The sequence below is a fragment of the Mycoplasmopsis gallinarum DSM 19816 genome, assembly GCF_000621085.1.
Taxonomy (GTDB): domain Bacteria; phylum Bacillota_I; class Bacilli_A; order Mycoplasmatales; family Metamycoplasmataceae; genus Mycoplasmopsis; species Mycoplasmopsis gallinarum.
The window spans coordinates 1-24,363 of record NZ_JHZE01000005.1 but is presented as its reverse complement, the minus strand read 5'-3'; the positions used below and the strand labels follow the sequence as shown (position 1 = coordinate 24,363).

Annotated in this window: 16 protein-coding genes and 1 pseudogene; 10 read left to right on the top strand and 7 right to left on the bottom strand. The window is 27.1% G+C overall.

Translation table 4 applies throughout. The annotated features are described in order from the left end of the window. Window positions 1-63: 63 nt before the first annotated feature. The 5 genes from Q346_RS0100150 (at window position 64) to Q346_RS03680 (ending at window position 6,824) form a co-directional block, all read left to right on the top strand. Window positions 64-348 (top strand): hypothetical protein, encoded by a 285-nt coding sequence (locus tag Q346_RS0100150; RefSeq protein ID WP_027332537.1) that lies wholly within the window; start codon window positions 64-66, stop codon window positions 346-348. Next, window positions 341-1,978, top strand: coding sequence for a DAK2 domain-containing protein (locus Q346_RS0100145; RefSeq protein ID WP_027332536.1), 1,638 nt, complete (start codon window positions 341-343; stop codon window positions 1,976-1,978). Before Q346_RS0100150 ends, Q346_RS0100145 begins: the two co-directional genes overlap by 8 nt. 8 nt (window positions 1,979-1,986) lie before the next feature. Beyond that, entirely contained in the window at window positions 1,987-2,994 is a 1,008-nt protein-coding gene (plsX, locus tag Q346_RS0100140) for a phosphate acyltransferase PlsX (RefSeq protein ID WP_027332535.1), read from the top strand. Next, the gene (gene rnc, locus Q346_RS0100135; RefSeq protein ID WP_036437790.1) at window positions 2,987-3,676 is read left to right on the top strand and encodes a ribonuclease III; all 690 of its coding nucleotides are present in this window, start codon (window positions 2,987-2,989) and stop codon (window positions 3,674-3,676) included. The genes plsX and rnc overlap by 8 nt, the downstream gene beginning before the upstream one ends. A gap of 121 nt (window positions 3,677-3,797) precedes the next feature. Then, on the top strand, window positions 3,798-6,824 hold the full coding sequence (locus tag Q346_RS03680; RefSeq protein ID WP_051521762.1) for an AAA family ATPase: 3,027 nt from the start codon (window positions 3,798-3,800) through the stop codon (window positions 6,822-6,824). 142 nt (window positions 6,825-6,966) lie between these two features. On the opposite strand, the pseudogene lon reads toward Q346_RS03680, so the two are convergent. From lon to trpS, 7 genes and pseudogenes are all read right to left on the bottom strand, one after another. After that, window positions 6,967-8,913, bottom strand: a pseudogene (lon, locus tag Q346_RS04275) (endopeptidase La); the annotation flags it as partial. 1,319 nt (window positions 8,914-10,232) lie between these two features. Beyond that, window positions 10,233-12,578, bottom strand: coding sequence for a class I tRNA ligase family protein (locus tag Q346_RS0100120; RefSeq protein ID WP_027332533.1), 2,346 nt, complete (start codon window positions 12,576-12,578; stop codon window positions 10,233-10,235). Between the two features lie 8 nt (window positions 12,579-12,586). Further along, window positions 12,587-13,339, bottom strand: a complete 753-nt coding sequence (locus Q346_RS0100115; RefSeq protein ID WP_027332532.1) for an MPN527 family putative ECF transporter permease subunit — start codon at window positions 13,337-13,339, stop codon at window positions 12,587-12,589. Further along, a complete protein-coding gene (upp, locus tag Q346_RS0100110) occupies window positions 13,314-13,940 on the bottom strand; it encodes a uracil phosphoribosyltransferase (RefSeq protein ID WP_027332531.1) in 627 nt (208 codons plus the stop codon). Before upp ends, Q346_RS0100115 begins: the two co-directional genes overlap by 26 nt. A gap of 11 nt (window positions 13,941-13,951) precedes the next feature. Beyond that, a complete protein-coding gene (locus Q346_RS0100105; protein WP_162148274.1) occupies window positions 13,952-14,368 on the bottom strand; it encodes an MAG3450 family membrane protein in 417 nt (138 codons plus the stop codon). After that, window positions 14,361-16,109 (bottom strand): threonine--tRNA ligase, encoded by a 1,749-nt coding sequence (thrS, locus tag Q346_RS0100100; protein ID WP_027332529.1) that lies wholly within the window; start codon window positions 16,107-16,109, stop codon window positions 14,361-14,363. Before thrS ends, Q346_RS0100105 begins: the two co-directional genes overlap by 8 nt. Window positions 16,110-16,117: 8 nt before the next feature. Beyond that, entirely contained in the window at window positions 16,118-17,113 is a 996-nt protein-coding gene (trpS, locus tag Q346_RS0100095) for a tryptophan--tRNA ligase (RefSeq protein ID WP_027332528.1), read from the bottom strand. A gap of 211 nt (window positions 17,114-17,324) precedes the next feature. Between trpS and Q346_RS0100090 the strand changes: the two genes are divergently transcribed. The 5 genes from Q346_RS0100090 to Q346_RS0100070 all read left to right on the top strand — a co-directional run bounded on the left by Q346_RS0100090 (window position 17,325) and on the right by Q346_RS0100070 (window position 24,189). After that, on the top strand, window positions 17,325-18,302 hold the full coding sequence (locus tag Q346_RS0100090) for a phosphate acyltransferase (protein WP_027332527.1): 978 nt from the start codon (window positions 17,325-17,327) through the stop codon (window positions 18,300-18,302). 17 nt (window positions 18,303-18,319) lie between these two features. After that, entirely contained in the window at window positions 18,320-19,504 is a 1,185-nt protein-coding gene (locus Q346_RS0100085) for an acetate/propionate family kinase (protein ID WP_027332526.1), read from the top strand. Between the two features lie 675 nt (window positions 19,505-20,179). Further along, window positions 20,180-22,168 (top strand): NAD-dependent DNA ligase LigA, encoded by a 1,989-nt coding sequence (gene ligA / locus Q346_RS0100080; protein WP_027332525.1) that lies wholly within the window; start codon window positions 20,180-20,182, stop codon window positions 22,166-22,168. A gap of 9 nt (window positions 22,169-22,177) precedes the next feature. Further along, the gene (gene tpiA / locus Q346_RS0100075; RefSeq protein ID WP_027332524.1) at window positions 22,178-22,933 is read left to right on the top strand and encodes a triose-phosphate isomerase; all 756 of its coding nucleotides are present in this window, start codon (window positions 22,178-22,180) and stop codon (window positions 22,931-22,933) included. Between the two features lie 68 nt (window positions 22,934-23,001). Continuing rightward, window positions 23,002-24,189 (top strand): phosphoglycerate kinase, encoded by a 1,188-nt coding sequence (locus Q346_RS0100070; RefSeq protein WP_027332523.1) that lies wholly within the window; start codon window positions 23,002-23,004, stop codon window positions 24,187-24,189. Window positions 24,190-24,363 lie beyond the last annotated feature (174 nt).

Here is a 24,363-nt window from a genome sequence, read left to right as displayed (position 1 = left end):
AATAATATAAAAATAATAGTTTTTTTGTTAAAATGTTTAAAAAACTTTTATTCTAGGGGAATAATGTTAACTATTGATGTAATTAAAATTTTTGTTGATGTTTTAGAAAAAACACCTGGGATTAAACAAATTTTAGATGAAAATAATTCTGAAAAATTAGCTTATCCTTTAAGTGCTGAACTCATTGATAATCGTTGAAATTTTACAGTTTCAATTGTGATTTTAAAAAACACTAATTGTAAAGATTTATTGCTTTCAATTAATAAGAGTTTAGATTATGTTTTGAAACAAAAACAACAAAAAATGGGAAAATTAAATATTTTTATAGAAGGAATTGCAAATGAATAATTTGATGGATGGAAAACTGTTTGCTTCATTATTGCTTTCGGGTGCCAATAATTTAATTAATAACAAAAATAAAATTGATGCTTTAAATGTTTTTCCAGTCCCAGATGGTGATACTGGAACTAATATGTCTAATACCATTCAGGCTGCAATTAAAACTTTAGAAAGTAATCCAACTAAAAATTTAGGTGACTTAAGTGCTCAAGTGGCAAAAGATATGCTTTTTGGAGCAAGAGGAAATTCAGGAGTTATTTTAAGTCAAATTTTTAAAGGTTTTTCACTTGGATTTGCCAATGTTGAAAGTGTTGATGTTTTTGGTTTACTAAAAGGATTTCAAGAAGCTACCAAAAAAGCTTATGGTTCAGTTTTAAAACCAATTGAAGGAACTCTTTTAACTGTTATTCGTGAAACTACTGAAAATTTAGAAAAAGCTATCAATAATCAAACTACTTTTGAAGAATTTTTTAATTTAGCAGTTAATTTTGCCAGAAAATCATGCAATGAAACACCAAATAAATTAAAAATTCTTAGAGAAGTTAATGTAACTGATTCAGGTGGAGAAGGTTTATTCACTATTATTTATGGAATGCAACAAGCAATTTTGGGAAATCCAATTGCTATTAGTAATGAAGTAGTTGAAGTTGATAAATTCTTGAGCGATACTGAAGTTTATGAAGGCGAATTTGGTTATTGCACTGAATTCATCGTTGAATTAGATGATTTTGCTAAATTTGATAAGGTTGCTTTTGAAAAAGCTTTAAGTAAAAAAGCTAATTCATTAGTTGTAGTACAAGATAACGAAATTTTAAAAGTTCATGGACATGTTGAAAGACCAGGTGATTTATTAAACTTTGGACAAAAATATGGTGAATTATTAAAAATTAAGTCTGAAAATATGACAAGACAAGCTAATGAATCAAAAAATAAAAATGTCAATCAAAATAAATTAAATAATGATGCAACTTTAGTCAATGAATGTGGTATTGTTTCATGCAATCTTGGTTCAGGTTTAATTCAGAAAATGAAAGATTTAGGTGCTGATTTTGTAATTGAAAGTGGACAAACCCAAAATCCTTCTGCACAAGAAATTTATGATGCTATTAATGCAGTTAATGCAAAAAATGTGTTTATTTTACCAAATAACTCAAATATTTTTATGGCTGCTCAACAAGCAGCACAAGCAATTAATGACAAAAATGTCTTTATTATTCCAACTAAATCACAATTACAAGGTTTAATTGCTACTCAATATTTTGATCATTCAGTGAATGCTAAAACTAATGAAGAAATTTTATTAGATCTAATCCAATTAGTTTCAACAGGGGAAATTACTCAAGCGGTGCGTGACACTAAAATTGATGGTATTAAAATTAAAAAAGATAATTTCATTGCTATTTTAGATGGCAAAATTAAAAATGCTAATAAAAGTGTGATTGATTGTGCAAAAGAGTTAATTGATTTAGTATATAAAAACAATCCCGAATTACAACAAATTACTATTTATACTGGTGTTGATGCTAATTCAAATGAAACTGATGAAATTGAAGCTTACATTAGAAGCCAGTATGAGATTGAAGTTGAAATTTATGCAGGTCAACAACCAAATTATCCATATTTAATTGGCTTTGAATAGGAACTATTATGAAATATAAAATTGCTTTTGATTTTAACGGAAATGATTTAGGCACTCTTGAATGCTTGTATGCAAGCATTCAATTTTTAAAAGAAAATCCTGATTATTTAATTTATGCAGTTGGTAATGAAGAAGAAATTATTGCAGGTTTAAATCAAATTAAAGATAATGAAGTTAAAAAAAGATTATTAATTGTAAATAATTTAGCTGTCCCAAGTGATAAAAAAAATGTAAGAAAAAGCTTACATGAGAAAACCTCTATGTCTGATTGCTTTGATTTATTAACAAATAAAGAAGTTGATGCAGTTTTATCAGCTGGTGATTCTGGAATTTTACTATCAATGGCAACTTTAAAAGCAAAAAGATTAGATAATGTGGCAAGACCAGCATTTATGCCAATTGTACCAACTATTAATCAAAGTAAATTTTTCTTACTTGATGCTGGTGCTAATTTAGAAACTAAAGCCGAATATTTACAAGATTGAGCTATTATTGCTAATGCTTTTGCCAAAGTTTTATTAAAAATTGATAACCCAAGAGTCGCTTTAATTAATATCGGAACCGAAGATTATAAAGGAACTCAAGTTATCCAAGAAGCTCAAGCTTTATTAAAAGAAAATCAAAATATCAATTATGTTGGTTTTCAAGAACCAAGAGATTTATTAGCTGGTTCTTGTGATGTGGCTTTAATTGATGGCTACGGAGGTAATTTAATGCTCAAAAGTACCGAAGGAGCTATTAAAAATTTTGCTAAATTACTTAAGAGAAATTTATTAGCTTCTTTTATTACAAAAATTGGTGCTTTATTAAGTAAAAAAGCTTTTAAAACAACTGCGGAAGTATTGGATTATCGTTCAGTTGGAGCAGCTTGAGTAATTGGAGTTAATGCTTTAGTTGCTAAAGCCCATGGTGCTTCTGATCGAAAAGCATTTTATAATGCTTTAAAACAAATTAAATTAGCTTTAGAAAATGATATTTTAAATAAAATCAAAAATGAATTAGGAATTGATGTTTAAAGAAGATAAATTTATTGAGTTTTTAGCCAAATTTAAAATTGTCCCTAATGACTTAAAATTTTATGAACAAGCATTTATGCATTCATCATATGTAAAAAATAAAAGTAATTTAAAATCATATGAAGAGTTAGAATTTTTAGGTGATTCAATTTTACAATTTACAGTTAGCTTCTTTCTTTTTACTAAATATCGTAAATTGAAAGAAGGTAAATTAACTTTATTAAGATCAAGAATGGTTAATACAACTAATTTGAATAAAATTAGTGAAGAGTGAAATTTAAAAGAATTTTTAGTAACTGGCAAAGGCCAGATGCATCAACAAGTTCTTCAATCTGATAAAGTTGGAGCTGATATTTATGAAGCTTTAGTGGCAGCCATTTTTCTTGATCAAAGAAAAATGCAAACTGTTCAAGATTTTTTAGCTTTAACTTTATTTCCTTCTGCTAATTACTATTTAAAAGAAAATAGTTTAAAAGATCCTAAAACTCAATTGCAAGAATATATGCAAAGTTTAAGTAAAAAAGCAGTTATTTATGAAACTGAAAGAGATAATAATGAACCTAATTTATTTATTGCAAAAGCAATTCATGAAGGCAATATCTATGGAGTAGGTTCTGGTTCATCAAAAGCAATTGCTGAAGAAAATGCAGCTCAAGATGCTTTAGATAAAATGAGTTTATAAATATTATTTTAAAATCGAAATAATTAAAATTTCGATTTTTTATTAATTCAAAACGATAAAAAGATAATTTAATAAAATATAATAATAAATTATTTACATAAAAAATATAAGGAGCAACTTTATGAAATTAATTAAAGTTGAAGCACATGGTTTTAAATCATTTGCCGATCCAATTACTTTAAAATTTGATGGTGGAGTTGCCGGAATTGTGGGTCCTAATGGTTCTGGTAAAAGTAATATAAATGATGCCATTAAATGAGTATTAGGAGAAAGAAGTGCTAAAGAATTACGTGGTGATAACATGGCTGATGTTATCTTCGCGGGTTCTAAAACTGCTAAACCAATGGATAAAGCGGTTGTTACTTTAACTTTCGATAATAAAGATGGTTTAAGTAGCTTGCCTCATCAAACAATTACAATTAGTCGGGTATTAGAGCGTAATTCTGGTATTAATCAATATTATCTTAATGGTGAAGTGTGTCGTCAAAAAGATATTAAAGATATTGCGATGGAAAGTGGAATTGGTAAAAGTTCTTTAGCTATTATTTCACAAGGAACAGTTAGTGATATTGCTGAAGCAACCTCCGAGGAAAGAAAAGCAATTTTTGAAGAAGCTGCTGGGGTTTCTAAGTATAAATTTAGAAAAAAAGAAGCTTTAAGTAAATTGGCTAAAACTGAAGAAGGTCTTGAACAAATCAGAATTAGAATTAGCGAAATTGAAAGAAAATTGATTCCTTTAAGAAAACAAGCAGAAAAAGCCAAAATTTATATTGCTAAAGCTGAAGAATTAAAATCAGTTGAAGTTGGTTTATTAGTTGATAACATCAAATTCTTTGGCAAATTGTACAATGATTTAAAAATTGAACTTGAAGGAGTTGATGAAACCAGACAAGATTTGGAAGAAAGAATTGAAATTCTGAGTTCAAAAATTTTAAATAATAATCAACAAAAAAGTGCTTTAAGTAATGAACTTAAAACTCTTTCTGTTGATTTTGATACTGTTAAAGAGCAATTAAATAAATTGGATATTTTACTTGCCAAAGAAGAAGAAAGACATAAATTAATTGCCGATGGAATAAATAATAGCAATACTGAAGAACAAATTAAATCTTACCAAGAATTAATTAAACAATATGGGGCTAGAATTAATGCCGCTATCAAAGATATTGAAATTATTGATCAAAAAATTAGTACAAATAACCAACAAATTGATGATTACAACGCTCAAATTAACGAATTAAGTGTTAAAATCAACAAACAAAGAACTGCACTGGTTCAATCAGAAACCACTTTAAGCTTGTTATTACAACAAAAGGAAAATAGTTCATTTTTACACAAAGGAACTAAAACTATTTTAGATAATAAAGCTTTATTCGGTAAATCTTTAAAAGGAACTGTGGCAGATTTAATTAAAGTTCCAAAAGAATATGTAACTGCAATTGATACTATCTTAGCTTCTTCGGTTCAACATTTAGTAGTTGATAAGGCAGAAACTGCTGTTAAAGCCGTTAATTTCTTGAAAAATAATAATGGCGGAAGGGCCACTTTTATTCCTTTAGCCTCAATTCAGCCAAAAAGTGTGAGAGACGACCATTTATTAGCAATTCAAAGTTATTCAGGTTTTATTGGAGTAGCTAGTGATTTAATCGAAGCTCCGGTAGAATATACACTTTTAGTGAAATTTTTATTGGGTAATGTTTTAGTTTCAGAAACTATTGAAGATGCTAAAAATTTATCAAATATTTTGGAAAAAAGATACTTAGTAGTTACTTTAGATGGTGATACAGTAAGAGCCGGCGGAGTAATTTCTGGTGGAGCTAAAATTCAAAACCAAAGTTTATTAAATATCGAAGATAAGATCAAAGACTTAGAAACTATTATTCCTGGAATGAAAGGAACAATTAGAACTATTCAAGAGCAAATTGATGAAATTACCAATAAACGTAGATATGCTTATGAATTAGATAGTCAGTTTAAACAACAAAAATCGGGTTTAGTAACTGCTAAAGCAACAAATCAAGACCTTTTTAATGAATATAATCAAAAATTAACTTCATTAAATAGACAACAAAGTATCAATTTAAATGAAATTAATGTTGAGCAAAATTCTAATATTGCTAATCGTGAAGTTTTAGAAAATAGAAAATTAGCCATTGAAGCTGAATATCGTGCTAAATATGGTGCTTTACAAAATATAAGTACTGAATTAAATAATAATCAAATGCTTAAAGATGATTTAGAAGCAACTTTAAGAAAAATTTTAACCTCTTACTCTAATAAAACTAGTGAAAGAGATAAATCAAAATTATTATTAGAACAATCAAGAGAAAGATTAGCTTCACATTATAAAATGACACTTGAAACAGCCGAATTAAACTATAAATTAGAACTTAAAAGAGATCAGGCTGAAGAAATTGTTCATCAATTACGTGAAGAAATCGAAGCTTTAGGAAATGTTAACTTAGAATCATTGGAAGCCTTAGTTGAGGAAGAAGAACGTTATAACGAAAATACTAAAGGTGAAGCTGAATTAACTAAAGCTAAAGAAATTTTAGAAAATGCAATTGCTGAATTTGACAAAATTATTATTTCAAGATTAAGCAATATTGTGAATGATGTTAATGAAGAATTTAACAATGTATTTCAATCAATGTTTGGAGGTGGAAGAGCTAAATTACATTTCACAGATCCTAATAATATTTTAGAATCAGGTGTAGAAATTGAAGCACAACCCCCAGGTAAAAGCATTAAAAACTTGAAATTGTTTTCTGGCGGTGAAAAGTCATTGATTGCCATCTCATTGCTTTTTGGAATCTTAAAGGCAAGACCTTTACCATTATGTATTTTGGATGAGGTTGAAGCAGCATTAGATGAAGCGAATGTGGTTCGTTATGCAGAATACTTACAACAATTAAAACCAAAAACTCAATTCCTTGTTATAACTCATAGACATGGAACAATGAGTAGGGTGGATTCGCTTTTTGGTGCTACAATGCAAAATAGAGGTGTAACTACATTTATTTCTTTAGAATTATCAGAAGCTAAGAAATTAGTTGAAGATGAGCAAAAAGATTATGATGATTTAGAAAAAGGTAGTATTTTAACTAACCAAAAATTAGAAAACGAAAATAAAACTGAAAATAATTAATATTGAGTGCCTAAGTATAATACTTAGGCGCTTTTTATTTATTTATAAATAAATTGTAATTTTAAAAATCGAAAATTAAAAAAGGAGATATTTTTTGTTATCTCCTTATTTTTAATTGAAATTTTTTTAAACTAAATTTAAATTATTTGAATAATTCATTATAAATTTCTTCATAATGTTTAACTGGAATAAATTTAATATTATCTTTTACTTCTTCTGGAATATCAACTAAATTTTTTTCATTGTCATAAGGAATGAATACTTTATTAATTCCTTTTTTGTAAGCAGCAAAAGATTTTTCTTTTAAGCCTCCAATTTCTAAAACTCTTCCTCTTAAAGTGATTTCTCCTGTCATAGCTACGTTTTGAGCAACAGGTTTATTGCTTAAAGCAGAAATTAAAGCAGTAGTAAAAGTTACACCAGCACTTGGTCCATCTTTTGGAACTGCTCCTTCTGGAACGTGAATATGAATTTCATTTTCCTCGAAAATACTTGGATTAATGCCAAATTTGTCTGCGTTAGCTTTTACATAAGTTAAAGCAATAGAAGCTGATTCTTTCATTACATCTTTTAATGAACCAGTTAATTTCAAACCTTTTTCTTTACTTTTGAATGAAGTTACTTCAATTTGCAATGTTGAGCCACCGAAAGCAGTATATGCTAATCCATTTACTACTCCAACTTGAGGTTCTTTATCTCTTTCTGAATCAGTGAATTTAGGAACTCCTAACATTTCTTTTGCTGTTTTTTCGTCAATTACAAATTTTTCAATTTTTTCACCTTGAATAATTTTGGTAATAATTTTTCTTGCAATTTTGTCAAAAGTTCTTTTTAGACCACGTACTCCAGCTTCTAAAGTGTAATGTTTGATAATAAATTCAATCACTTGATCTGAAATTTGGAATTGTTCTGGTTTAAGACCAGCTTGTTCAATAACTGTTTGAATTAAATGTTCTTTGGCAATTTGAATTTTTTCACTAATTGTATAACTACTCAACTCAATTAATTCAACACGATCCAATAATGGTCTTGGGATATTATGCAAATCATTTGCAGTTGCAATAAACATTACTTTTGATAGATCATATTCATGTTCAAGGTAATTATCTTGGAATTTAGTGTTTTGTTCCGGGTCTAGAACTTCCAACATTGCACTAGATGGATCTCCTCTAAAATCAGCAGCTCCCATTTTATCAATTTCATCTAATAAAATTAATGGGTTAGATACACCTGCTTTTTGAATAGCTTTAATTAATCTTCCTGGCATAGCACCAACATAAGTTTTTCTATGCCCTCTAATTTCAGCTTCGTCTCTTACTCCGCCTAAACTAATTTTTATATAACTTTTGTTTAGAGCTTCTGCAATTGCTCTTGCTAAAGAAGTTTTACCAGTTCCTGGTGGACCTACTAAAGTTAGAATTGGTACATTATTAAAGTTTTTTTGAATTTTATTTGGATTGCTATTTTCCTTAAATAAAGCCATATCAATTTGATGAGTATCATCAAGTTTGATCAAATCTCCTGCATTTCTTTTTTCTGATAATTGTCTATGATTAATAATTAAAGCAAGATATTCAATAATTCTTTCTTTTACTTCTGAAAGTCCGTAATGATTTTTTTCCAAAATTTCTCTAGCTTTTTTGATATCTAATGTTTCAATTTCAACTTTTCTTCATGGTAATGAAACTAAAGTATTAATGTATGTTTGCGTTACATTGCTATCAGGAGTTCCTGCCATCATTCCTTTTAATCTTTCTTGTTCATTTTTAACAAGTTTAATTACAGAATCAGGATATTGTTTAGACTTTTTAGGGTCTTTTAAAGTCTCTGCAAATTCATTATTTTCGCCAGAATCAGGATTAATATCTGATAATAATTTTTTAGTTGCTTTTAATTTTTCTCTAAGCATAAATTCTTTTTGTTGCTTAGACATATTGCGATTAATTTCTTCATGAATTTCGTTTTCTATTTGTCTACTTAAATTTTCTTCATTTTTCAATTGTTCATCAGTTTTAGGTAATTCTTTTTTTGGTTGTGATTTTTTATCTTCTTCTTCAATTTCTTCTAAAAGTTCTTTAAACTCATCATTTGAATTTTCTGCCATTTTTCTCGCTTTTCTTTTTGGATAAAATTCATCTAAAATCTGATTATTCATTATGTCTTCGAAAAATTTAAATTCAGGATAAAAATGTTCTTTTCCCGCATAAACATAGGTACTATCAAGGGCTGCTATTTCATTTCATTTTTCGCCTCATTTTCAAAATTTGTCTAAAAGTTTTTCATCTTCTTTTGAAAGTTCATATTCATTAAAAATTTCGAAAATAGTATTAGCAACATAATAAGCTTGGTGAATAGTCATATCAAGATTTAATAGTGCAAATCTTTCATAATTATTTAGAATACCCACAATCACAAGCATATTTAGTAAAGCAGATCAATCTTCATGAATATCTTCTCTATTTGGAGAATTTAAAACATCTGACAAGGTTTGAACTTGTGCTCTAAACAATTCATCATATTGAATTAAAGAAAGTGTGCTTGGATTATTTGTGCGATCAAGAATAATTCTACGATGTAAATCGTTTGAAATAAGTCTAGTTAATATATCTTGATATTCTTCAATTACTCTTAAAAGTTTATTATTTTCTTTTTGATTATTTAACCCTCTAAATTTAAAAATCTTATAGTCGATGTTCTTAATTGCATTAATGGTTTTATCTTCTTTGAATAAAGGATTATTTTTGGGACCTAAATGAGCAATTTCAAATCCATTAACTTTGGTAATTTCTACTGTTTCAAATCCTAAATAATCAATTCTAAATTTAGTAACTTTTTCACTTAATTGAATTTTTTTGACACTTTTAACATTAATTAATGAAGCTCTTTTAAAAATAGATCAAGATTTTTCTTTATTATTTACTGCTGTTTCAAATCCATAAAACTGAGTAGTTGTTTGTCCAATTTGAGCAGTGTAAAGATCTTCAGTAATTGCTCCAATTATCATTTGCACATTATTCTTTTTATCATTTCAATTTAAATTAGCTAATTCTTCTAAATTGGCTAATGATAAATTGTATTTTTCATTATTAGCAAATAAATAAGGATTATCTGTATAAATGTCAATGAAACCATTACTATTTGGAATTGGCATTATTCCAAAATTCATTGGTCATCATATATTCATTAGTCCGAAATAAACTTTGCTCTCATTGTTGTTTATTTCTTGTTGTTTGCTTGTTATTGACATATAGTGTCCTCCTAAATTATTAATTAATTATATAGTAAATTTAGCACTTAGGTCTAAAAATTGCTAATATTCTATAATTAAATTTTCTTTTTTTAATTTTTTTAAAAAAATAGATAAAAAAATATTTTAAGTGCTTTTTCACACTTAAAATACATTGGCCCTTAACTTAATACAAAGTTAATCATTCTCTTTGGCACATAAATTTCTTTTTTAATTTCAGAAGTTAAATATTTTGCAACTTCTTTTTTAGCTTTTTCAAGAACTAACTCTTTATTGTCGTTTTTTATTTCAACTTCAATTTGTCCTCTTAATTTACCATTTACACTGATTGGATAAACTACTTTGTCATCTTCTAGAGCTCTTGGATCATGTGCAAAATTACTCAAATTTTTTAAATCAAAATAATTTTGACTAATTTCTCATGCTAAATGAGGAATATAAGGTTCTAAAATATTCATTAAAACATAATACATTTCCGAAATTAAAACTTCATTTGTAATTTGATCATAAGCATTGAAAACTTCCATGCTTCAAGCCACTAAAGTATTGAAATTAAAGTTATTTTTGGTTGCATCAAAAACTTGTTCTTGTTTGATAAAACTTTGATGAAGTTTTTTTCTTGCTTCTTTAGCTTTTGCATCTAATTGATTAAAATCAAAAGTTTTTAAATAATTCAAGTAATCAAAATTTTTCTGAATTAAACTAGATTTTTCAACTAATTTTTTAATAAATTTATAACTACCTTCAATTCCGCTTGTAGTTCATTCTAAATCTTTTTCAGGTGGTGCTGCAAAAACAATAAATAATCTAATTGTATCAGCTCCATATTTATCAAGCATTTCAATTGGGCTTACAATATTCCCTTTTGATTTAGACATTTTTGCTCCATCTTTATTAACCATCCCTTGAGTTAATAAATTATCAAAAGGTTCTCTAAAATTAATAATATTTAAATCAGCAAGCACTTTAGTGAAAAAACGTGAATAAAGCAAGTGCAGAATTGCATGTTCAACTCCACCAATATATTGATCAACTGAATTTCAGTAACTTAATGATTTTTGATCAAACATTACATCATTTCACATCTCTTTTGGTGTTGTATATCTTAAGAAATATCAACTTGATTGGAAAAAGGTATCAAAAGTATCTGATTCTCTAGTTGCATCTGACCCACAATATGGACATTTAATATTTAATCATTCATTATTAGTCAAAATAGGGTTTCCTTGGCCAGAAAAAGTTACTTGTGCAGGTAATTTTACTGGTAAATTAGAAATTTTTTCTGGTTTAATTCCACATTTTGAACAATGAATAATAGGAATTGGCGCTCCTCAATATCTTTGCCGACTAATTCCTCAATCTTGCAAATTAATTTTTGAAGTTTCAATTAGTTCTATTCCTTTTAAATTAATTTTTTGGTTAGTTAGAGAAATATTATTTTTAACTGCAAATTCTTCATAACTTTTTAATTTGTTAATATTAATTAGCATTACATTGTCGCTGCTGTTTGCAGAAGCAAAATCGGTTATATAAATATCATAAACATAGTCATTTTGATTTGCAAAACTCAATTTCAATGGTAATTTAAAACTTAATTTTTGACTAAAATTTTTTGTTTTAGCCATTGAAGTAATTTCATTAATTTGGGCTAATTCTTCATCATTAATAATATTTTGTTTTTTTAAAAAATCAATCAATGGATGAGTTGAAGCTATAGCAACAAAATCAAAATTTTCTAATGTTGTTTTTTCTTCAATAAAAGTAGACAATGGAAAATCTAAAAGCTGATTATTGAAATTGAGATCAAAAGCAACTTTAAAACCTTTACGATAATCGATTCAATTTTTTTGCATCAATAACACATTTTCTGGTCAATGATTTTTCAATAAATTTAAATCTTCTTGAAGCTCTTTGGCATAATTTGTAATCTTTAAATAGTATTGTGGCATTTCCTTTTGAACAACTAAATTTCCACAACGTCAACATTTACCGTTTTCTACTTGTTCATTCGCCAAAACAGTTTGATCGTTTTCACATCAATTTAGAAGTGAATTTTTTCTATAAACAAGACCTTTTTCTCACATTTTAATAAAAATTTCTTGTTCTCATTTGGTATAAATTTCGTCGGCGGTAATTACCATTCTATTTCAGGCAAAAGAAATTCCTAAATCCTTTAAAGTTGGATTCATTTTTTCAATATTTTCATAAGTTCATTTTTTAGGATGAATTTGATTTTTAATAGCTGCATTTTCTGCTGGCAAACCGAAAGCATCTCAACCGAAAGGATGTAAAACATTAAAACCTTTACGTCTATAAAAACGTGCAAAAACATCCCCTAAAGTATAATTTCTAACATGTCCCATATGCAAATTGCCGCTTGGATAAGGAAACATACTTAAAATATATTTTTTAGGTAAATCAAAATTATTTTTGGGTTCAAAATAATTAGTTTCGTTTCAATAATTTTGTCATTTTTTTTCAATTTTGTTTGCTTGATATTCTTTCATATTATTCCTTATCTGATAAATTTGTTTTTCGTATTTATTGTTATTAAAATGTAAATTAGAATTGAGTTCAAACTTAAATTAAGTAGGTTAAAAATAAAATAAATTAGAATTGTAGCTAAGTAATAATTTGGGATATTCAGAAAAATGGCTTGATAGTTTTTTCAATTTTGAGCTAAAGTAATAAAACTTGAATCTGGACTAATTTTATACAATCAGAAATAAACTGGTGTTGTAATTAAAACATTCAAAATAGTAATAATTAAAGAACTTAAAACTACTGTAATAAATAATTTGCTAATTAAAAGTCGGTTAGTTTTTGGTTTTTTGGTGCAATTTAAAGTGCTAACTTGGTATTTCAATAAATTAGCTTTTAAATAAAATTTAATTTTATTTTTTTGATATGGCGAATAAATTGAACTAAATACAAAAGTAAAGATCAATTGCAATGTTATTAAAACCAAATAACCAAAAAAATTACTTATTTCATATCCCTTAGTGCTAAAACTCGGAGCAATTAAAACAAAAATAAATGCAACTATTAAAACAAATTTTTTATTAATATATAAAGCAATCATTACTAAGGAAATTAAACTAAAATCAAATTTTAGAAAATTTAAAAAAGGTAAGTGAAAATAATTAGAACTAATTCAATTTAAAATTAATGCAATTGCAAGTAATAAAGCACTTTGAATTATTTTAATAATTGTTCTTTTAGAATAATAAATATTATTTCTTTTATTTTGTCCCGAAAATTCTATCACCTGCATCCCCTAAACCTGGTTCTATGTAATTTTTTTCGTTTAATTTTTCATCTAAAGCAGCTAAATATATTTTAAAGTCTTTCCCAAAGGTTTTTTCTATTTGTTCTATACCATAATTAGTGCCAATTAAACAAATTAATTGAATATTAGTAAAACCATTTTCATATAGTTGCTCTATAGCTTTAATTGCACTACTTCCTGTTGCTAACATTGGATCAACAACAAAGATTGAACTTTCTTTTGTTACTTTAGGAATTTTGTAAAAATAACTTTTTATTTCATTATTTTCTTCATCCCTATATAAACCAATATGCCCTACTTTAGCTTCAGGTATTAAATTTAATAATCCATCTATCATTCCTAGTCCTGCTCTTAAAATTGGAACAAAAACAATATCTTGATTAAAAGTTTTACCAATAAATTCAATGTTTAAAGGTGTTGTTACTTTTAAAACTTTAGTTTCATAATTGCGCAAAATTTCATATGTCATTAGTGAAGCAATTTCATTTAAATTTTTTCTAAATTCATGATGAGGAGTGTTTTTGTTTCTCATATGAGTTAATTTAATTTCAATTAGAGGATGATTTAAAAGATGCAACATAATAACCTTCTTTAATTTTGTTTTTTATTAACTTTATGTTTTTCAATTCATCTTCCAATTAAAAAATTGAAAAATAAAGTTGTGGCAATTACAATTATTAAAACAATAATAATTTTTATATATAGCGCTAAATCTGGAATGTAAGACAAAGCAATTATTGAAATAAACAAAATTGCAATTGGAATTGAAAAATTTAAACTTTGTAATTTGATTTTGTCATACTTTATTAATAATCAATTAATAACGAAGGCAATAACTGTAATTATTGCAGCATAAATAATTGTTAATCATTCAGGTTTAATTAATTGATTGCCCATATCTTTTGTCCCTAAAATGTAGATGATAAATAGGGGGATAATCAAAGCAAATGCTATGAATAAAAAAGTATATAATGGTCGATAATTTGTTGAATATTTTTTCTTATTCATATTTATTTTTAAGTTCTAATAACATTAAAGCAAAATCTTTCAATGGTAAAGTGGTGCTTTCTGTTTTACCATATTCACGATAAGTAATAGTCTTATCTTTCATTTCTTTTTCACCAAGAATTATTTGGAATTTTGATTTAGATGTTTGAGCATCACGAATTTTTTTATTTAATCTTTCATCACGATTATCCAATTCGCTTCTAAATCCAAGATCAAATAAATAATCATGCACTTCTTTTGCGTAAACTTGATTTTCTTCATTGTTAACTGGAATTACAGTAATTTGTTTAGGAGCCAATCAAAATGGTAAATTACCTTTTGTTTGCTCTAATAAAATTGCAACAAATCTTTCATATGTTCCAATTAAACCACGGTGAATCATTACAGGTCTTGCTAAAGATCCATCTTTATCTACATAATTAATATCAAAGTTTTTAGGTTGTAAAAAGTCTAATTGAATAGTTGAAACTGTCAATTCATGTCCTAAAGCAGTATCTATTTGAATGTCAATTTTGGGACCATAGAAAGCAGCTTCACCTTCAATCGCCTCATATTTTACATTCATATCGTCTAACGCTTTTCTTAACATTGCTTCTGATGAATTTCACATTTCATCATCATCATAGTATTTTTCTTTATCATTTTTATCTCTTAAAGATAGTGAAATATAACTAATATCAATTTTGAAAATTTCCAAAGTTTTTTGAATTAATTCAAACATTTTTCTAATTTCATCTTCAATTTGATCTTGTCTAACAAATAAATGTCCTTCAGTTAAGAGCATTCCTCTAACTCTTTCAAGTCCAGTTAAAGCACCTGATTTTTCATATCTATATAATTGGCTTTGTTCTGAATAACGGATTGGCAAGTCTCTATATGATCTCTTCTCCATTTTGTAACATAAAATATGATGAGGACAAGTCATTGGACGTGGAATTAATCTTTCTTTCTCCACTACTAATGGACTAAACATAACATCTCTATAATGATCTAAATGGCCACTAATTTTATATAATTCTTCATTTCCAAAATGAGGGGTTAAAACTTCTGTAAATCCGTATTTACGATCCATTTTTAAAACTAAATTTCTAATTTCATTATGAATATACATTCCATTTTCTAATCAAATTGGTAACCCTTGACCTGATAAATAGTCAAATGCAAAGATTTTCATTTCTTTGCCTATTTTACGGTGATCTCTTTCTTTTCTTTCTTTTAACAAGTTTAAATATAATTCAAGCTCTTCTTTAGTGTCTCAACTTGTTCCATAAATTCTGGTTAATTGAACATTATCACTATTTCCTCTTCAATATGCACCTGCAATATTTAATAATTTAAAATTTTTAATTTGCTTAGTACTTTCAATATGATTACCCGCACATAAGTCCTTAAAAACAATTTCTTTATTTAATGGATCTTGTAAAGCATAAAAAGTAATAGTTTTACCTTGGGCTTTTAATTCATCATATAACTCTTTTTTATACGGTTTATTTGTAAAATCATATTCAGATTCATCAATTTGAATAGTCACTAAATTTCTTGCAGCAAGTTTTTTCATTAATTTTTCAATCTTTGGCAACTCTTCCACACTTAATGGTTGTTCAAAGTCAAAATCATAATAAAAACCTTCGTCTGTTGCTGGACCAAAACCTAATTTTACGTTTGGATATAATTTTTCAACAGCAGCTCCTAATAAATGACTTGTAGTATGGTTTAATTTTTTATCTGCTTGTATTTTCATTTTTTCTCCTAATTAAACCCCATATGTTTTTTTAATTTTTGAACTATTGGAGCACAAATTGAATGAGCTTTTTCAGCTCCTTTTTTTGTTACCTTGTCTACCAATAATTTTGCTTCTTCATAATTTTTCTGAATTTTGTTTAATTCATTCTTAACAATTTCAGCAACAGCTTGTTTAAATTCTGCATAATTGCTATTTGAAAATTTGGTTTCTGCTTCTTCTAAAGAGATTTCTGCTAATGATGCATAAATGTGTAATAAATTTAAAACCCCTGGCTTATCGTTTGAAATATAAACTTTATTTTCTGAATCAGTAACTGCTTTCATAATTTTTTTATATGCAACTTCTGGATCGTCATGTAAATAAATAGTGGCTTTAGAACTTTTGTCACTTTTTGACATTTTTGCAGTTGGATCAGTTAAAGATTTAATTCTAGCTCCAACTGGAGGCACGATACCTTTTGGAATTTTAAAATTCATTTGATAATGAGCATTTAGTCTTTCGCCAATTGTTCTAGTTAATTCCAGATGCTGTGTTTGATCTTCTCCAATCGGCACTACATCAGCGTTATAAATTAAAATATCAGCCGCCATTAATACTGGATACATTAAAAGTCCAACCGGAATTTTTTCAGTTCCATTATCTTGTTTAATGGCTTTTTGGCTTTTGTCTTTAAACTGGGTCATTCTATTTAATTCGCCTATTGAAACTTCGGATGTCATTAATCATTGTGCTATTGAATGTTCTGCTAAATCAGATTGAAAGAAAATAGTTGATTTTTCGGGATCTAAACCGCAAGCTAAATACATCGCCACAATTTCATTTCTAGCTTTATATAGCTCATTTGGATCAACTTTTCCAGTTGTTAAAGCATGTAAATCAGCTACAAAATAATAACCTTCGTATTTTTCTTGTAATTTAACAAAATTTTTTAATGCACCGATATAATTTCCCAAAGTTAAATCGCCTGTTGGTTTAATCCCACTAATTAAACGTTGCTTCATAAAACCTCTTTATTTTTATTTTCTAATATATTTATTATTTATTTTAATACATCAAAATTAAAAAAAATTTTTTTTGCATTTTTTGCCTATTTTTTTTATTTTTTCCACTTTTTTTATTTGTATAAGCTCTAAATGTATAGTTTTTGTTTACACTTTATTAGAAATATGATTTTTTTTAATAAAATTAGACTATATAAAAGGAGATTAATATATGTCAAAACTTTCAAAATTTAGTGAACACATAAACACAATGCTTAAAGAAAAAGCGAGAGAACAGGTTTTATCTGTTTTATTCATTGATGGCGAAGATACAAGAGCAAGAGAAGCTGCTTTATATTTAAAAAATAATAATTTAGCTAAACCTATTATGCTTTTAGAAAACGCTTCACAAGTAGTAAATGATGGTTTAGAAAATATCATTATGACTGAACAAGAAGCTAAAATTAATGAATATGCTGCTAAATTAGTAGAAATTAGAAAAGGTAAAGAAGATTTAGCAACTTGTTTAAATAATTTACACACCAGACCATATTTTGGGGCAATGATGATTAGAACCAAAGATATTGATGCTGCTGTGGGAGGATTAATTTATTCAACTGCTGATATTTTAAGAGCTGCTTTTAAATGCATTGGAGCTAAGCCAGGAATTAAAACAATTTCATCAATCATAGTAATGCATAAAGATGATGAAAAATTAATTTTTACAGATCCATCAACAGTGCAAAAACCAAATGCTGAACAATTAGTTGATATTGCTGCTAATGCAATTGATTTTGCCAAAACTATGAATATGAATGACTTAGCTGGATTTTTAACATATTCAACTAATAATTCAGGCCAAGGAGAAAATCCTGATTTAGTTAGAGAAGCTGTAAAATTGGCAACTGAAAAAGGTTTAAATATCGTCCATGGAGAAATGCAATTTGACTCTGCTTATGATTTAAATGTTAGAAAACATAAATTCCCACAAGCTGTGCAAAAAGAGCTTGGAGTTTATGTTTTCCCAAATCTCGAAAGCTGTAATATTGGTTGCAAAATTGCCCAAAGATTAGGTGGATATGGTGCAGTTGGTGCAATTATGCAAGGAGTAAATGGTGCAATTAATGACTTTAGTCGTGGTGCTAAAGTACAGGATGTTATTGATGTAACTTCAATTACAATTTTAAAAGCATATGAATTTTTAAAATAAAAAATAGTAGGATAAAAATGAAAAAAATTTTAGTAATTAACGCTGGAAGTAGTTCATTAAAATGAGCTTTTTATAACGAAGATAATTTAACTTTAACCGCTTCTGGATTATGCGAAAGAATTAATTTAGACGGTAGAATAATCACTAAATATAATGGTGAAAAGTTTATTGATGAAATCAATTTGCCAAACCATAGTGTAGCTGTTGAAAATTTAATTAAATTGTGAGCTAAATATGATATTCTGCACGATTTAGACCAAATTTATGCAATTGGTTTTCGTACCCCTTTAGCTGGACATAATTTCTTATCTCCTGTCTTTTATGATGAAAAAGTAAAAGAAGGTATTGAAGAAGCTGCAAAATTTATTCCTTTGCATGCACCAGCTACTTTAGCTGCTGTAGAAGCTTTTGAAAAATATTTACCAAAAGTTAAAAAAATTATTGCGCAAGATACTGCTTTCCATACAACAATTCCAGCCATTAATTCAACTTTTGGTATTAACCAAGAGTGGGCCGAAAAATTTCACATCAAGAAATTCGGTTACCATGGATTAAGCCATGATTATATCAATGATAAAATCAAAGAAATATTGAAAAAAGACAAAAACAATATTGTTGTAGCTCACTTAGGTTCTGGTTCATCAATTTGTGCAATTAAAGATAGCAAATCATTTGATGTTACTGTTGGTTTCAGCTCATTTGATGGTTTAATGATGGGCACAAGAACTGGTGCAATTGATCCTGGTATAACTGATTATTTAGTCAGAATTGAAAAACAAGATATTCAAGAAGTTTTCGATATGATGGTTAAAAAATCAGGTCTTTTAGGTGTATCAGGTTTATCAAATGATATTCGTGATTTACATGCAGTTTATGATACTAATCCAAAAGCAAAATTAGCCATTGATTTATTTGTAGCTAAAGTAATTGATTACTTAGTGGCATATTTAAACAAAGTGGGGCCAAAAATTGATGCTTTAGTTTTCACAGCTGGAATTGGTGAAAATGATGACATTATTCGTCAAAGTGTGATTAAAGGTTTAACCGCTTATAATGTGGCTTTGGATGAGACTAAAAATTTACAAAGTTATGACGATTATGAGTTAATTTCAACTCCGGATTCAGAATTTCCTATTTATAAAATTAGGACTAATGAAGAAATTGTCATTGCTAAATATGTAAAAGAAATGATGCAAAAATAAGAAAAAATATGTGGAAATAAAATTCCACATATTTTTATTTTTAGGGGTTTATGAAATAATTTTTTATTTTTTTATATACTTTTATTGCAAGTATATTTAATTAAAAATATGCTTGCCGTTTAATTTTAAATTAAACGTGAAAAATCCAAAGCAGATTTTTCTAATTAAATTGTTTTTAATTATCTAGATTTTATATTTTTTAAACTCTTTATATTTTTAAATTTATACTCTTATTCTTTTTTATTCCAACCTACCTTTTTTAATATTGTGTTATAGTTTTAAATTGTTTAATTTTTTTGTTATCCTTTTCTCTAACTAGATTATTGTTAATATCAAATTAGATTTATTAAATGTTTTCTTAACTCTTATTATTAGATGTACCTCCTCATCTAACAAAATCAATTTGTTTACCCCTTTGATCTTATTTCTAATTCATAAGTTTTTAACATATAGTCTCCTTTCTATAATAATATTAAATACATATCGGATTTATTAGGGTTTATTTGTTTGTAATTTTAATAATGATATTTTTGTTGCTATCATATAACTTACCTTCCTTTCTGAAAATAGCAATCAAAATTAAATTTGAATAATAGAAAATAATAAAGACTGCAGCTTTATTATTTTTTTTAACTTTTAAAGTAAAATTAAAACATTATTAGGAGTCAAAATATGATTGATGAAAAAGAAATTCAGCAAAAAATTAATAATTTAGTTAATTTGCTTAATCAATGAAATTTGGAATATTTTGTTTTAAACAGTCCTAGTGTTAGTGATTTAGAATACGATAAAAAACTGCTTGAATTAGAAAAATTGGAAGCTCAATTCCCACATTTAATACGCTCTGATAGCCCTACTCAACAGGTTGGTATTTTTAATGATAAAAGATTTACTAAGGTTATTCATCAAAAACCAATGCTTTCTTTAGCCAAAGCTTATAACTATGATGAAATTATTAAATTTGTAAACAACATTAAAAAATTTGTGCCTTTTGAAGACATAAACTTTAGTATAGAACCTAAAATTGATGGTTTATCAATTAGTTTGCATTACGAAAATGGTTATTTAAAGCGTGCAATCACAAGAGGAGATGGTATAGAAGGCGAGGACGTTAGTCATAATGTTTTAATGATTAATAGTATCCCACAAGTTATTGATTTAAAAGAAAACATTGAAATTCGAGGTGAAGTTTATTTATCCAAATCAATGTTTAAAAAAATTAATGAATTTAATAAATTGCACAATCTGAAAGAATTTGCAAATCCAAGAAATGCTGCAAGTGGAACTTTACGCCAATTAGACTCTTCGATTGTCAAAGCCAGAAATTTAAGTGCTTTTTTATATGAAATTGTGAATTTTGAAAAATACAATTTGAAAACTCAAAGTGAAGTTTTAAATTATTTAAAAAAATTAAATTTTCCAGTCACTGAATATCATAAAATTGCAGAAGTTGACGATTTAGCTGAAATAATTGAAAATTTTGCAGAAATTAAAAATAGTTTTGATTACGACATTGATGGTTTAGTAATTAAATTAAATGATTTGACATACTGAAAAGACTTAGGTACAACCGCAAAATTTCCTCGGGCTGCTATTGCATTTAAGTATGATGTGGAACAAAGTATCACTAAAGTTTTAAATATTCAAACTACAGTTGGTCGCACTGGAAAAATTACTTATATTGCTAATTTAGAACCAGTTGAATTAAATCAAACTATTGTTAAAAATGCAACTTTACACAATTATGATTTTATTCAAAAATTGAATCTAAATTTAGGTGATGAAGTTGTGATTATCAAAGCAGGAGAAATTATTCCTAAAGTTTTAGATAATTATGCAAAGCATAGTACTGGAGTATATCCAAAATCTCTTTTCTGTCCGTCCTGCCATAGTCCTTTAATTCAATATGGAGATTTAGTTGATCAATATTGTTCAAATTTAACTAATTGTCCTGAAGTAATTATTAATAGTATTGTTCATTTTTCCATGCGTAAATCTTTAAATATCGTGGGGCTTGGAATCAACACTGTTAAAGATTTGTTTAAAGCTGATTTAGTTCATAAAATAGAAGATATTTTTGAACTATATAAACATAAGGAAACTTTGTTAGCTCTGCCACGTTATGCTGAACAAAAAGTGCAAAATTTGCTTGATGCAATTGAAAAGGCAAAAAACTCTTCTTTTGATAAAGTTTTATTTGCTTTAGGAATTAAAAATTTAGGAGAAAGAGCAGCAGAACTAATTGGTAAAATTTGTAATTCTTTTGCAGAATTACAAATGGAATCTAATTTAGAAAAAATAAGCAACTTAGATAATATTGGGCCTATTATTGTTCAAAATTTACATAATTTTATTAATAGTGAACAAAATCAAAATTTAATGTCATATTTAGACCAAAATTTTGCTTATACACAAAAGTCAAAGAATAATTTTATAAGCGATAAATTAAATAATTTAACTTTTGTAATTACCGGCAAACTTAGTCAAAATCGTGAATATTTTAGTAATTTAATCGAACTTCATGGCGGAAATGTATCAAGTTCTATTTCAAAGAAAACTGATTATTTATTAGCCGGCATTGACGCAGGTTCTAAATTGGATAAAGCAAAAAAATTAAATGTTAAAATAATTAATGAAATTGAATTATTAGAATTAGTTAACTAGTGAGGAAATATGAAGCAACTTTTAATTGTTGGGAATTGAAAATGTTATAAAACTTTTAAAGAAAGTCAAAGTTTTTTGGATGAGTTTTTTGATTTATACTCAAATAAATATAGTAAATATCAGAGTGTCTTAAATCAACATACTTTTGCAATTGCACCTGCGCTCTGCAATCTAGCTATTAGTCGTTTTCAAAATCCAAAGTGCGTTTTAAAATTTGCAGCGCAAAATTTAACTCAAATCGAAGAAGGAGCTTATACTGGTGATATTTCTCCACAAATGTTACAAGATTTGAATGTTTCTTTTGTAATTTTAGGGCATTCTGAACAAAGAATGTATCATCACGAAACATATCAAGAAGTCAATAAAAAAATTAAAGCTGTTTTAAAAGCTAATTTAACTCCTATTATTTGTATTGGTGAAAATTTAGCTGATTATAATGTGGGTTTAACTGATGAAATTGTTAAAGTTTCATTGCAAGAAGCTTTAGATGGAATTGACTTTAGTAAAGTAATTATTTCTTATGAACCAATTTGAGCAATTGGAACTGGACAAACTGCAAGTCCGCAATGAGCTAACACAGTTTGTGGATATATTAAAAATTTTACTGAATATAAAACTAAAGTTTTATATGGTGGAAGTGTAAAACCAGATAATATTATTGAATTAGCTAAACAAGATAATATCGATGGTTTTTTAGTTGGAAAAGCTTCATTAAATGCAGAAAGTTTCATCCAACTTCTTTTAACTAATGTTGAAGAAAAATAAAAAAAGTTTAGTTTTTGATAAAAGATTTATAAAATAAATATACTAATTATATTGATACAAGAGGTATTATGAAAAAACATATTGATGATTTGTCTTTAAAAGGCAAAAGAGTTTTAATGAGAGTTGATTTTAATGTTCCAATGAAAAATGGCATTATTACTTCTAACAAGAGAATTGTTGCTTCTTTAGCTTCAATTAAAAAGGTAATTAATGAAGGTGGAAAATTAATTTTATTTTCACATTTAGGTAGAGTGAAAAATGAAGAGGATTTAGCTTCTAAAACTTTATTACCTGTTGCAATTGAATTGTCAAGATTATTAAATAAAAGTGTAACTTTTGTTAATCAAACAAGAGGTCATGAATTAGAAAAAGCTGTTGCTTTAATGCAAGATGGCGATGTAATTTTAGTTCAAAATACTCGTTATGAAGATTTAAATAATAAAGCTGAAAGTAAAAACAATCCTAATTTAGGTAAATATTGAGCTTCTTTAGGTGAAGTCTTTATTAATGATGCTTTTGGAACTGCTCATCGTGCACATGCTTCAAATGTAGGAATTAGTCAAAACATTGAAGAGAGTGCAATTGGTTATTTAGTTGCAAATGAATTAAATGCGTTAAATAAATTAGTTAACGAACCACAAAAACCTTTCTACGCTATTGTTGGTGGTAATAAAATCAGTGACAAAATTTTAATGTTAGAAAAATTAATTCATGAAGTAGATAGAATGTTTATTGGTGGCGGAATGGCTTATACATTCTTGAAAGCTAAAGGTAAAAATATTGGAAAATCTATTTTTGAAGCTGATCAATTAGAATATGCAAAAGAATTCTATGATAAATATCAAGATAAAATTTGATTGCCAATTGACTTTAAGACTGCTACAAGATTTTCAAATGATATCCCAGTAATTCAAGAAGTTGAAATTTCTGATGAATACGAAGGACTTGATATTGGACCTAAAACAGTTACTAAATTTACAAATGCTTTAGCTAAAGCTAAAACTATTGTATGAAATGGTCCATTAGGAGTGGTAGAATTTAACCATTATAAACAAGGAACTTTAGATATTGCAAAAGCTATTAGTTCTATTCCAAATGTTTATTCAGTAATTGGGGGCGGTGATAGTGCTGCAGCCATAATCAATGCCGGGATGGAAAATGAATTTAGCCACATTTCAACAGGTGGTGGTGCTACATTAGAATTTCTAAAAGGAGCAGAATTACCTGCAATTGTTGCAATTCAAGATAAAAAATAATAAAAATCCAAAATTGTTTTATTAGCAATTTTGGATTTTTTACATTTTTTTAATTATGTTAATTTATTAAAGTTAAATCAAATTCTGAAAAGTAGCTATTTTCATTTATTTAAATAATTTTTGTAAAAATTTGAAGTTTTTCTTTTCCATTAACTTGTTTTCTCAATTTCAAAA